This window comes from Thauera propionica (assembly GCF_002245655.1).
Lineage (GTDB): Bacteria > Pseudomonadota > Gammaproteobacteria > Burkholderiales > Rhodocyclaceae > Thauera > Thauera propionica.
Window position 1 is genome coordinate 70,070 of sequence record NZ_NOIH01000008.1, and the last position, 12,519, is coordinate 82,588.

Sequence of the window (12,519 nt, forward strand, 5' to 3'; positions counted from 1 at the left end):
CGGACCGGATGATGAAGACGCTGCGCCTCGCCTTCCGCATGATGCTGCGCGACCTGCGCGCGGGCGAACTGCACCTGCTCGGGCTGGCGATCGTCATCGCGGTGGCCAGCCTCACCAGCGTCGGCTTCCTGGCCGACCGGGTCGGTCGCGCGCTGGACCGCGAGGCCAACCAGCTGCTCGGCGGCGACCTGCTGCTGCGCGCCGACCGCCCCTGGCCGGCGGGCTTCGCCGATGAGGCGGGCGAGCGCGGCCTGCGCACCGCCGAGACCGTGCTGTTCACCAGCATGGCGAGCACCGAGGAGGCCGCGGTGCTCGCCGGCGTCAAGGTGGTCGAGGACGGCTACCCGCTGCGCGGCGCGATCCGCATCGCTCCCGGTCCCAACCAGCCGGATGAGGCCGCCGGCCGCGCGCCGGCACCGGGCGAACTGTGGCTGGACGAGCGCCTGTTCGCCGAGCTGGGCGTCAAGGTCGGCGACAAGGTCGGCCTGGGCGAGATCGAGTTCCGCGTCGGCGCCATGGTCAGCTTCGAGTCCGACCGCGGTGCCAACTTCTTCAGCCTGCTGCCGCGCGCGATCTTCAACCTCAAGGACCTGGACGCGACCGGCCTCATCGCCGAGGGCAGCCGCGCCACCTGGCGCCTGCACGTGGCCGGCGATGCGCAGGCTGTCGAAGCCTACGAGAAATGGGCGCGGGCCAACCTGGGCCGCGGCCAGCGTGTCGAGACGGTAGAGAACGCCCGGCCGGAGGTGCGCGCCGCGCTCGACCAGGCGCAGCGCTTCCTGCGCCTGGCGGCACTGCTGGCGGTGATCCTCGCCGCGGTGGCGGTCGGCCTTTCGGCGCGGCGCTTCATGGCGCGTCACCTCGACGGCTGCGCAGTGATGCGCGTGCTCGGTGCGCGCCAGTCGCAGGTGCTGGGCATCGTCGTCGGCGAATTCCTGCTGTTCGGCCTGACGGCGGCGGTGGTCGGCACCGCGCTCGGCTGGTCGGTGCAATGGGGGCTGGCAGGCGGACTGCGCGAGATCCTCGCCACCGAACTGCCCGCGCCCTCGCTGCTGCCGCTGGCGCATGGCGTGGTGGTCGGCATGGCGCTGCTGGCGGGCTTCGTGCTGCCGCAGTTGCTGCGCCTGGGCAAGGTCAGCACCTTGCGCGTGCTGCGGCGCGAGTTCGAGCTGGCCGAGCCGCTGTCTGGCACCGCCTGGGCCCTGGGCCTGGCCGCGCTGCTCGGGCTGATCTTCTGGATCGCCGCGGATGCGCGCCTCGGCGCGATGGTCGCGGCCGGCTTCGCGGTGGCGCTGGGGGTGTTCGCGCTCGCCGCGTGGTGGGTCTTGCACCTGGCCGGACGCCTGAAGGGGCAGGGCAGCCTGCGCGGCGGCGGCTGGCGCTACGGCGTGGCGTCGCTTGGCCGGCGCATGGGCGGCAGCGTCATTCAGGCCGCGGCGCTAGGCCTGGGCATGACGGCGCTGCTGTTGCTGACCCTGGTGCGCGCCGACCTGCTCGACAACTGGCGCGCGATGGCGCCGCCCGACGCGCCCAACCGCTTCGTCATCAACATCCAGCCCGATCAGCGTGCCGCCGTCGCCGACCTGTTCGTTGCCGAAGGCCTGTCGCGACCCAACATCCAGCCGATGATCCGCGGCCGCATGGTGGCGATCAACGGCGAGGCGATCGACCCCAGTCGCTACGACGAGGAGCGCACCCGCCGCCTGGCCGAGCGCGAGTTCAACCTGTCCTATGCCGCCGAGCTGCCGGGTGGCAACGCGGTCTCCGCCGGGCGCTGGCACGGCGCCGAACGAACGCCGCAGTTCTCGGTGGAGCAGGGGCTGGCGCAGACCTTCAATCTCAAGGTGGGCGACCGTGTCGCCTTCGAGATCGCCGGCCAGCGCGTCGAGGCGCCGATCACCAGCGTGCGCAAGCTCGACTGGGATTCGATGCGGGTGAACTTCTTCTTCATCGCCTCCGAGGGCCTGCTCGAGGCCTACCCCGCCAGCCTCATTACCAGCTTCCACCTGCCGGCCTCCAACCACGACTTCACCACTAGGCTGATTGGCGCCTTCCCCAACCTGTCGGTGATCGACATCGCCGCGGTGATCGCCCAGGTGCAGGCCATGACCGACAAGCTCATCCTCATCGTGCAGTTCGTGTTCGGCTTCGCGGTGCTGGCGGGCCTGGTGGTGCTGTATGCGGCGCTGCAATCGACGCACGACGAGCGCGAGTACGAACTGGCCATGCTGCGCACGCTGGGTGCGCGCAACCGCCAGGTGCGGCAGGCGCTGCTGGCCGAATTCCTCGTGCTGGGCGGCGTGGCCGGCGTGCTGGCCGGCGTCGGCGCCAGCGCCATCGGCTGGGTGCTGGCCGAGCAGGTGTTCAGGATGACTTATGTGCCGGCCCTGTTGCCGGTGGTGGTGGCGGTGCTGCTTGGTGCGGGTGGCGTGGTGGCGGGTGGCTGGCTGGGCACGCGCAAGCTGCTGTCGCGCCCGCCGCTGGCCAGCCTGCGCGCGTTGGCCTGACGGCGCCGCATGCTGCCGATGACCCCGTCCGAACTGTTGCTGGCCGGCCTGCTCGCCGCCGTGCTGGTGCTGCTGGTGTGGCTGCTGGTGCGCAGCTACACGCGCGAGCGCGCGGTGCGCGACCAGCTCGTCGATGCGCTGGCCGACCAGATGGAACAACAGCTCGGCGCCCAGCACCGCGAGATCCTGCGCGACCTGCACGAAGGCCTCGCGCGCCAGACCGACCGCATCGGCGAGCACGCCCGCGCCGACCGCGACCTGCTACAGCGCGGCCTCACCGCCGCCTCGGTGCAGTTGTCGCGTGGCATGCAGGCGCTGACGCAGAGCGTCGACGGCCGTCTCGACACCTTGTCGGGGCAGGTCAACCAGCGCCTGGACGAAGGTTTTCGCAAGACCAACGAGACCTTCGCCAGCGTGATGGCACGGCTGGCGACCATCGACGAGGCGCAGAAGAAGATCGACGGCCTCACCACCAACGTCGTCAGCCTGCAGGAACTGCTCGGCGACAAGCGCGCGCGTGGCGCCTTCGGCGAGGTGCAGCTCGAGGCGCTGGTGCAGAACATGCTGCCGCCCGACGCCTTCGCCTTCCAGCACGTGCTGCCCAACGGCACGCGCGTCGACTGCCTGCTGACACTGCCGGCGCCCACCGGCCTGGTCGCGGTCGATGCCAAGTTCCCGCTCGAGAACTACCACCGCATGTTCGACGCGGCCGCGGGCGAACTGGAGCGCCGCGCCGCGCAGCAGGCTTTCCGCGCCGACGTCAGGCGCCACGTCGACGCCATTGCCGGCAAGTACATCCTGCCCGGCACCACGTCGGATGGCGCGGTGATGTTCCTGCCCGCCGAGGCCGTGTTCGCCGAGGTCCACGCCTACCACCCGGAAATCGTCGCCTATGCGCAGCAGAAGCGGGTTTGGATCGTGTCGCCCACCACGCTGATGGCGGTGCTCAACACGGCCCGCGCGGTGCTGAAGGACGTCGAGACGCGCAAGCAGGTCCACGTCATCCAGGACGCGCTCGGCAAACTGGCGAAGGACTTCCAGCGCTTCGACGAACGCATGGCGGCGCTCGCCCGCCACATCGAACAGGCGAGCCGCGACGTGCAGGACGTTCAGACCTCCAGCCGCAAGATCAGCGCGCATTTCCACAAGATCGAGGCGGCGCGCTTCGACGAGCTGGAGTCGGACGCTGACGAGATCCCGCTGCCGCGGACTTGACCCCGGACAGGTACAGGGTGCGCCCCGCCACCTAGACTGCGGCTATTCCCGACTTCCTGCCGAGGCGCTTGCCCATGTCCAGATTCCTGCCGGTGCTGTTCCTGATCGGGCTGTTCTTCTTCATGTGGCTGTTTCTGTATGCGCACCAGCGCCGCGAGAAGCAGAAGCGGGCCTTGCCGCTGCGCGAGGACTACCTCGTGGCCCACGGCCATGACGAGCCGGCCTGCTTTGCGTGCGGCAAGGATCAGCTGAAGGACGAGGGGCTGACTTCGGGGCGGGACACGCGCCGCATCGTGTCGTGCGAGGGCTGCAACACCCTGCTGTATCGCTATGAGCGTCCGGCCGAAGTGGTGGACGACGAGTGAGGGCCGACGAGTGATGGCCCACGACTGAGGGCCGACGACTGACCCGCGCCGCGGGTCGGCTGACGTATTACCATGCGCACTCCGCGGTCTGTCGCGATTCCGACCTTTAGGAGTGATGCCATGAAGCTGGGTACCCCGCTTTCGTCCAGTGCTGTGCGCGTGATGCTGCTTGGCGCCGGCGAGCTCGGCAAGGAAGTCGTCATTGCGCTGCAGCGCCTGGGTGTCGAGGTGATCGCAGTCGATCGCTATGCCAACGCGCCGGGCCACCAGGTGGCGCACCGCGCGCACGTGATTCCGATGACCGACGGTGCTGCCCTGCGCGCGCTGGTCGAGGCCGAGCGCCCGCACCTGATCGTGCCCGAGATCGAGGCCATCGCCACCGACATGCTGGGCGAGATCGAGGCGGCCGGTCTGGCCGAGGTGATCCCCACCGCGCGCGCCACCCGCCTTACCATGAACCGCGAGGGCATCCGTCGCCTAGCGGCCGAGGAGCTGGGTCTGCCGACCTCGCCCTATCGCTTCGCCGATTCGCTGGAAGAACTGCAGGCCGCCATCGACGGCGGCATTGGCTACCCGTGCATCGTCAAGCCGGTGATGTCCTCCTCGGGCAAGGGCCAGTCGATGTTGCGCGGGCCGGAGGACGTGCAGAAGGCCTGGGACTATGCGATGCAGGGCGGGCGCGTCGCGCAGAGCCGGATCATCGTCGAGGGCTTCGTCGATTTCGACTACGAGATCACCTTGCTGACCGTGCGGGCGCGCGATGCCGGCGGCGCGGTGCAGACCTATTTCTGCGAGCCGATCGGCCACGTCCAGGTCGCCGGCGATTACGTCGAGTCGTGGCAGCCGCAGCCGATGAGCCCGGTGGCGCTGGCCGAATCGCGCCGGATCGCCGCGGCGGTCACCGGCAACCTCGGCGGGCGCGGGCTGTTCGGCGTGGAGCTGTTCGTCAAGGGCGACCAGGTGTGGTTCTCCGAGGTCAGCCCGCGTCCGCACGACACCGGGCTGGTCACGCTGTGCTCGCAGCGCTTTTCCGAGTTCGAGCTGCACGCGCGCGCCATTCTCGGCCTGCCGGTCGACACCACGCTGCGCGAGCCGGGTGCGTCGGCGGTGATCTACGGCGGCATGGACGAGACCGGCATCGCCTTCGAGGGTGTGGCCGAGGCGCTCGCCGTGCCGCGCAGCGACCTGCGCCTGTTCGGCAAGCCGGAATCCTTCGTCAAGCGCCGCATGGGCGTGGCGGTGGCCAACGGCGCCGACATTGCCGAGGCGCGCGAACGGGCGAAGCTGGCGGCGAGCAGGGTGAAGCCGGTCAAGGACTGACCGCGGTCGCTCTGCGACCGGGCGCCAGGTCTGCGCGTACCAGGAGCGCGAGCGTTACGCTGAGCGCCCACGCAAGCCATAGCGTCCACAGGGTATGCGACAGAAAATGTGCGCCTTGCAGCATGCGCACGGCGCCGAGCACGCCGCCCGCGAGCAGGGCGGCAAGCAGGCCAAGCCGCGCCACGCGAAGCCCGGCGGGCCTTAACGCCACTGCCCACACGATCCACAGGAATCCGGTGGATGCATGTCCGGCCGGAAAGCACTGCCCGGCCTTCATGCCCTGGGGGGCGGGGGCGAACAGATTCAGGTAGGGGGCGTAGCCGCCGAAATCGACGATGTCCCAAGGGCAGTACCGATTTGTCAGGAGCTTGATGGTCGACGTTGCGACGGGGATGGCGACCATGCCAATGGCTGCCAGCAGGGCGTTGCGCGGTGGCAACCAGTCAACGCGACCTTTCCAGCCCTGCCAGCACAGGTAAAGGCTTGCGGCTACCAGGATGTAGGTGGCCTGCTTGGCGCCCCTGTGCAGCACGGCCTCGAGGAACCAGTTCCGCCGCAGGGGGAAGATTCCGAGTTCGGAGTCGAAGAGCTGAAGGGCGATCTGGCGGTCGAGATCGGACTGCTCGAAGATCCACAGCAACAGCAGGGCACTGATGGTCAGCAGGGCGTATTGCCAGCGGACCCAGGGCTGCCGGAGCGTGAGGACGGGGGCGGAAGGAGCGAGGTCTGTCGCGGGCATCTGATCAGTTCCGGCAGGCGGCGGTGAGGTCCAGCGCGTCTTCGCGCACCGACGTCGTGACGTCGAGCAGGGCAAGAACGGTGTGGAACAGGTTGTCGTGCGAGGCGGGTTTGTCCGCTTGCGCGCGCAGGCAGGCCTGGTCGAGCCGGTTGCGCGCGGCGAAGCCGGAGGACAGCCACATCACCATCGGAACGCGGGTCTGCTCCTGCGGGGCGATCGAGTAGGGTATGCCGTGAAGATAGAGGCCGTTCTCGCCGAGTGACTCGCCGTGGTCCGATACGTAGAGCATCGCGGTGTCGTATTCGGATTCCAGCGCCTGCAGCAGGTCGATGGTGCGCCCGAGCACATGGTCGGTATAGAGCAGGGCGTTGTCGTAGCTGTTGGCGACTTGCTCCCGGCTGCACTTCGATAGATCCTCATCGTCGCAGGTCGGCGTGAAGCGGCGGAAGGCATCAGGATGGCGCCTGTAGTAGGCCGGGCCGTGGTTGCCGAGTTGATGCAGCACCAGCACCAGGTTGCCCTTCGCGTCGCGCAGCAGTTCTCGACTGTTCTCGAGCAGGGCCTCGTCAAGGCAGCGATCGCCCGCGCACAGCTCGGGCAGCTTGGCCGGATCGGGGCGCAGGGTTTCCACATCGGTGCATACGCCCTTGCAGCCGGACTGGTTGTCGTTCCACACCACGCGCAGACCGGCATGTTGCAGCGTGTTAAGCAAGGATTCGCTGTAGCGGATTTCGTCTTCGTCGTAGTGGCGCCGGCCCTGAACCGAGAACATGCAGGGCACGGAGACTTCCGTGTTGGTGCCACAGCTCGTCACATCGGGAAAGTTGATTACGTCGCGGCGACGCAGCTCGGGTGTGGTGTCGCGGATCGCAGTGCCTTCGCCCTGGGCGTTCAGGCCCCAGTTCGCCGCCCGCGCCGTTTCGCCGACGACGATCACGAACAGCGCAGGCTTGCTGGCCGACTGCCAGCTCGCGCCGAGCCGGGCATCCGTGCCGATCGGGCGGCGCGGTACATCCTGGGCGCGCGCATCGCTCGTCAGCACGCGGCCGAGCGACCAGATCGCCGCCGCAGGCGTGATGAGGTAACGGACTTCCTTCTGATTGCGCATCTGCCCGGAAAAGTCCTTGAACACGCTGCCCAGTGCGCACACGGCAACGACGAGCACGAGCAGGAGCGAGCCAGTGCGGATCGCCAGGGCGCGGCCTGCGGGGCGGCGGCGCAGTTGCACGCGCTGAAGCACGAGCAGGGGCGGAAGGGCAAGCGCGAGGACGTGCAGCAAGAGGCCGGGCGTGAGCAGTTCCCGCGCCTCTGCCACATCGGTTCGCAGCACGTTGCGCAGCATGCTCGGATCGAAGTACACGCCGAACTGTCCCGCGTAGTAGCTCGTGCTGGCGGCAACCAGGACGAGTGCGCCAAGCAGCGGCTTTGCCGTCCAGCGATTGAGCAGGGGCGCGAGCAGAACGAAATGCAGTGCCGTCAGTGCGGTGCCGACGGCAAGCACATAGGACAGGCCGCCCTCGCTGCTGCGACCACTCGTCAGCGCATGCCAGAACGGCGTATTGCAGGCGGCGGTGAAGTAGAGGCTGAAGCCGAGCAGCAGGGTCTCGACCGATACCACCGGGCGCCAGCGCATTGGCCGCAGCCGCGCGGACGGGGCCAGCCCGCCGGCGTCGGGGGAGGTCGGGGCGAAGGCTCTGGATGCGAGGGACAGACTCTGGTCGGACATGGTCGCGCGGGTCGGGGACGATCCGCGCAATCTACGAGGCTGTCTGTTGGGGAAGCGTGATGCGGGTGTGAGGAAAGTGTGAGTTCAGCCTGCGCCTGGGCGTATCGACGCTTCACCGAAGTCGATCGACAGGCAGGCGCCGCCATCGGGACGGTTCGCAGCACGTGCCGTCCACCCGCAGGTGGTGCAGATGTGCCTGACGAGGGCGAGGCCGAGTCCATGCCCGGGCTTGCGGCCGCCGCGCTGGAAGCGCTCGAAGCATTGCATCGGATCGTCGGCATCGAACCCGGGACCCCGGTCGCACACGCTCAGTCTGTGACCCTCCAGGGTCACCTCGATCGCGCGCCCTTCGCCATGCTTGAGCGCGTTCTCGAGCAGGTTGTGCAGCACGAGTTGGAGCAGGGTGGTGTCGGTGACCACCTGGAGCGCCGGGGGGATATGAACGGTCAAGGCTGCGGGCTGGCTGTCCGCCGCCTGCAGGCGGCTCCAGGCATTGCGCACGGCGTCTGCGAGGTTGACCGGCTCGATCGCCTGGGGCCGTGCTTCGCGCGCTAGCAAAAGCAGGCTGTGCGCCAGCGCCGTGGTTCGATCGGTCGTCGCGATGATGCGCTCGGCGCGCCGGCGTGCCCGATCGGACAGCGCAGGGTCGGTGAGCAGCATTTCCGCGTCGCTGCGGATGGCGGCGAGCGGCGTGCGCAGCTCGTGCGACAGGTTCGCGTTGAAGTCACGCTCGCGTGCGAGCAGGCTGGCCTGGCGCGCCTCCGCGCGGTCCAGCGCGCGTGCTACGGCCAGCAGCTCGTCGTCGAGTCCGGCTTGCGCAAATGGGGCGCCGTCGCGCTCGCGCTCGACCCGTGCTGCCAGGGTCTCGAGCCCGCGTGTCAGCCTGCCGGCAATCGCGTAGACGAGCAGGAATGACAGCGCAGTCAGGATCGCCGCGCCGATGACGATCGCGGTGAAAACGGCTGTCTCGCGGGCGAGGTGCTCGGACTCGTCATACACCAGCACGTAGCGCAGGCCCTCGATCTCGCGTACCGCGACGTGCAGTTCGCCGCCGGACGAGCTGTCTTCATGGTTGCCGATGGGCAGTTCGGCCAGCGCGGGGGAAAGGCCTGCGGGCAGCGCTGCGCCGGGCGACAGTCTGTACAGGCGCATGTTGGGGGTTTGCGGTTGCACCAGGGTGCCGAGCTGGCGGCTGTTCTCGATGCTGTAGTGCAGTTGCTCGTCGAGGATGGCCTCGATGAACTCCTCTTCCATGTCCTCGAACAGCGTCACGAGGGCCATCGACTGCGCAAGGATCAGGCCGAGCAACACCACCGTGACCGAGATGGCGATACGTGCCCGCATCCCGCCCGGCAGCCAACGCCGCCCGCCGTGGCGCCTGGTTCCCTCAACGGCTGACGAGCTTGTAGCCGAGGCCATGGACGTTCACCACCTGAGTCGGGGCATCTTCGCCCAATGCACGGCGCAGCGTATGAAGAACGCTGCGCAGGTTGTCGCTGCTGTCCTGTTCGTGGCCCCACACGGCAATCTCCAGCTCGCGCCGGGAGAACACCCGGTTGGGCTGGGAGAGCAGTTCGCCGAGCAGCCTCAGGGCTTTGGGTGGCAGGCTGAGCTGGCGCCCCTGCAGCCGTGCCTCCTGCGTTGCGCTGTTGAGTTCCAGTTCGCCGTGGCGCAGCACGGGGTTCGCCTGCCGGGCCTCGCTGCGCCGTCCCAGTGCGAGCAGGCGGACTTCGAGTTCCTGTAGCGCAAAGGGCTTCACGAGATAGTCGTCGCAGCCGGACTCGAAGCCGAGCAGCTTGTCCTCCAGCGTTTCACGCGCGGTCAGGATCAGGATGGGCATTGCGTTGCCCTCGGCCCGTAGCCGGCGTGCAAGTGCAAGCCCGTCGCCGTCGGGCAGGTTGCGATCGAGGACGGCCGCGTCGAAGCGGCTGCGGGTCAACAGCGTGCTCGCCGTGGCGAGACAGTCGGCGTAGTCGCACTGGTGGCCACGGGACTCGAGGTACTCGTAGATGTTCTCGGCGATCGTGCGATCGTCTTCGATGATCAGCAAATGCATGAAGGCAAGATACTCCAGGCCGTTGGCTTGTGGAATGTGGCGAAGGGCTCAGTCCTGGCCGAATGCATCGAGCAGTTGGAGCGTCAGTGTGCGCATCGGGCCGAGGGCGGGAGGCTCGGGTGCGAGCCCGGGGCGAAAACCGCGGTTCAGTAGATGCGCCAGTACCGCTTCATTGCGCGTGATCACGTGCATCGGCACGTCCCAGTCCGCACCGGGGCCGGTCACGGTGCCCATGGGCTGATGGTCGCCGACCACGATCACGACGGCGTCGGCTGGTGCGTGTGAGGAAAGCCAGCCCGCCAGCCAGTCGAACTGGTAGCGCATGGCCGCGAGGTAGGCGGGGACCGGGTCGTCCCATGACACCGCTGCCTCGCGTGCGGCGACCGCATCGGGGCTGTCGTAGGCATCGGTGCCGAGCACGGCGGACCAGTCCGCCACATAGGGCGCCAGCGGGCGGAAAGGCGCGTGCGTGCTGACCGTCGGAAAAACCACCAGGCGCGGACGATGATCTTCGCCCCGCGCCGGGCCGAGTTCCTGCGCCTGCAGCTGCGCCATCGAAGCCTGGTCGGGGATGCGCCAGTAGCCGAAGGGCGGGCCGCGGTAGCCGATGCCTTCGGCGTCGGCGATGCGGTCGAAGCCGTAGAAGCGGCCCTCGGGCCAGGGGCGCTGGATGCCCGGCATCCAGCCGACGGTGCGATAGCCGTGCGCGGCGAAGTGGCTGACCAGCGTAGGGCGCTGCGTCGTCAGCAGCAGGCGGTAGTCGTTGGGGGCGCGCATGTCGAGGCCGGACAGCAGCTCCGCGTGCGCCAGCCACGAGCCGCCGCCGAAGGTCGGGGAGGTGAGGCGGGCGGAGACGACGCTGCGCCCGCCGGCGGCAATGGCGTCAGCAAGCCGCTGGCGCGAGGCCGCAAGGCTGGCGGCGAAGTCGGGCTTGTCGAGCGTGATCGCGCCGTAGGCTTCGGCGAACACGATGACCACGTCGGCGCCCTCGAGCGCGCCGAGCGTGCCGGCGAACGCGGGACTGGTGCCCAGCAGGCGCTCGTCCTCGTCCGCGAAGACTGCCCGGTGCAGCATGCGCGCCTGGTCGGCGACGAGGCTGCCGACGGCAGGGGCGAAGGCGCGCTGCAGGGCGGGTGCGAGCTGCAGCGCCAGCACCCCGGCGCCCAGCACGGCAACGGCGCCTGCCAGCACGCCGGCCCGGAGCGCCCGGTGCTGCAGACTTTCGGCGAGCACGACGACGCAGCGCCGGATCAGGCGGTAGAGCGCGGCGATGGCCAGCGCGACGATCACCGCCACGCCGGCGAACTTCATCGCCGACGGGCTGGCAGCGCCCATCTTCAGCACTTCCCAGGCGTGCTGCCCGTCCCAGTAGAGGTCGAGCCGTCGCCCGAGCACGGCCGGCACGGTGACATTGATGTAGTGCAGCAGGACACCGGCCGAGATCACGGCCGAGGCCACGACGACGGCTGTACGGCGCAAGGGGCCGCGCAGGCTCAGCAGCGCCAAGGCCAGCACGATTGCGGCCAGGTCGATCGACAAACGCGCTTCCGGGCGCGGCCAGAGCGTCGGCCAGGCGTTGCCGAAGCTGAGCAGCAGGTTCAGCAGCACGAGGGCGACGAGGGCCTGGAGTACGGCGCGAGGGCTGTTCATGAGGGGGCGCCGCTGGTGTCTGCGGTCCGCGGGGCTGGTCCGTCCGCGGCGGGCCGGCTAGCATGCGCCTCATCCCCAGGCACGATGGAGTGCGCCTCATGTCCGACCAAACCGAGCGAAGCACCGCAAGTCCGTGGTGGCAGGAGTGCACGCCGCAGGAGATCGCCGCACGCGCTGCGGCCGATGGCGTCGCGCTGCTGCCGCTGGCCGCGATCGAGCAGCATGGCGAGCACCTGCCGTTGTCCACCGATCTCGACATCGCGCTCGGTCTCATCGACGCCGCCTTGCCGCGCGTGCGCGAGGGGCTGCCGGTGTGCGTGCTGCCGCCGCTGGCGGTAGGCCTGAGCCTCGAGCACTGCGGGTTTGCCGGCACGCTGAGCCTGAGCCCGGAGACGGCGCTGGCGGTCATCGTGGAGCTGGGCGAGCGCGTGGCCGCCGCGGGTTTCCGTCGCCTGGTGCTGTTCAACAGCCACGGCGGCAACAAGGCGCTGGTCGATCTGGCTGCGCTCAAGCTGCGCGCCACACGGCGGATGCTGGTCGTGCGCGCCAACTATTTCCGCTTCGCGCCGCCGCCGGACGCGCTGCCCGCCGACGAACTGCGGCATGGCCTGCATGGCGGCGCGCTGGAGACGGCGATGATGCTGCACCTGGCGCCGGCCAAGGTGCGCATGGACCGCATCGCGCACTTCGACTCGCTCGGGCGGGAGATGGCGCGTGAGGGGTGGCTGTTGGGCCCGGAAGGCGAGGCCGGCTTCGCCTGGATGGCGCAGGACCTGAATGCGGGGGGCGTGACGGGCGATGCGCGCCTGGCCACGCCGGCCTTGGGTGCGCGCTTGGTCGAGCACTATTCCAGGCAGCTCGCGCGACTGATCGAGGACGCGCATGCGTTCGATCTCGCGCGCCTTGCCGACGGGCCGCTCGACGGCGCGGGCTGAGCTGCG

The 12,519-nt window shown here is 69.3% G+C and carries 10 protein-coding genes; 5 read left to right on the plus strand and 5 right to left on the minus strand.

The window, feature by feature from the left end; genetic code table 11:
- Positions 1–8 precede the first annotated feature (8 nt).
- From CGK74_RS08355 to purT, 4 genes are all read left to right on the plus strand, one after another.
- Positions 9–2,507, plus strand: a complete 2,499-nt coding sequence (locus CGK74_RS08355) for an ABC transporter permease (protein WP_094268044.1) — start codon at positions 9–11, stop codon at positions 2,505–2,507.
- Between the two features lie 9 nt (positions 2,508–2,516).
- Entirely contained in the window at positions 2,517–3,722 is a 1,206-nt protein-coding gene (locus CGK74_RS08360; protein WP_094268045.1) for a DNA recombination protein RmuC, read from the plus strand.
- A gap of 74 nt (positions 3,723–3,796) precedes the next feature.
- Complete coding sequence (locus CGK74_RS08365) at positions 3,797–4,087, plus strand: hypothetical protein (protein ID WP_094268046.1); 291 nt, start codon at positions 3,797–3,799, stop codon at positions 4,085–4,087.
- Between the two features lie 120 nt (positions 4,088–4,207).
- Positions 4,208–5,407, plus strand: coding sequence for a formate-dependent phosphoribosylglycinamide formyltransferase (gene purT, locus CGK74_RS08370; RefSeq protein WP_094268047.1), 1,200 nt, complete (start codon positions 4,208–4,210; stop codon positions 5,405–5,407).
- Here the strand turns inward: purT and CGK74_RS08375 are convergent.
- The 5 genes from CGK74_RS08375 to CGK74_RS08395 form a co-directional block, all read right to left on the minus strand.
- A complete protein-coding gene (locus CGK74_RS08375; RefSeq protein WP_094268048.1) occupies positions 5,397–6,146 on the minus strand; it encodes a phosphatase PAP2 family protein in 750 nt (249 codons plus the stop codon). The genes purT and CGK74_RS08375 overlap by 11 nt on opposite strands.
- 4 nt (positions 6,147–6,150) lie before the next feature.
- On the minus strand, positions 6,151–7,872 hold the full coding sequence (locus CGK74_RS08380) for a phosphoethanolamine transferase (RefSeq protein WP_094268049.1): 1,722 nt from the start codon (positions 7,870–7,872) through the stop codon (positions 6,151–6,153).
- An 84-nt stretch (positions 7,873–7,956) separates the two neighbouring features.
- The gene (locus tag CGK74_RS08385) at positions 7,957–9,216 is read right to left on the minus strand and encodes a sensor histidine kinase (RefSeq protein ID WP_094268050.1); all 1,260 of its coding nucleotides are present in this window, start codon (positions 9,214–9,216) and stop codon (positions 7,957–7,959) included.
- A gap of 43 nt (positions 9,217–9,259) precedes the next feature.
- Positions 9,260–9,928, minus strand: a complete 669-nt coding sequence (locus CGK74_RS08390; RefSeq protein WP_094268051.1) for a response regulator transcription factor — start codon at positions 9,926–9,928, stop codon at positions 9,260–9,262.
- Between the two features lie 48 nt (positions 9,929–9,976).
- Complete coding sequence (locus CGK74_RS08395; protein ID WP_094268052.1) at positions 9,977–11,578, minus strand: alkaline phosphatase family protein; 1,602 nt, start codon at positions 11,576–11,578, stop codon at positions 9,977–9,979.
- 98 nt (positions 11,579–11,676) lie between these two features.
- On the opposite strand from CGK74_RS08395, the gene CGK74_RS08400 reads away from it, so the two are divergent.
- Positions 11,677–12,513, plus strand: a complete 837-nt coding sequence (locus tag CGK74_RS08400; RefSeq protein WP_094268053.1) for a creatininase family protein — start codon at positions 11,677–11,679, stop codon at positions 12,511–12,513.
- The last annotated feature ends 6 nt before the right edge of the window (positions 12,514–12,519 follow it).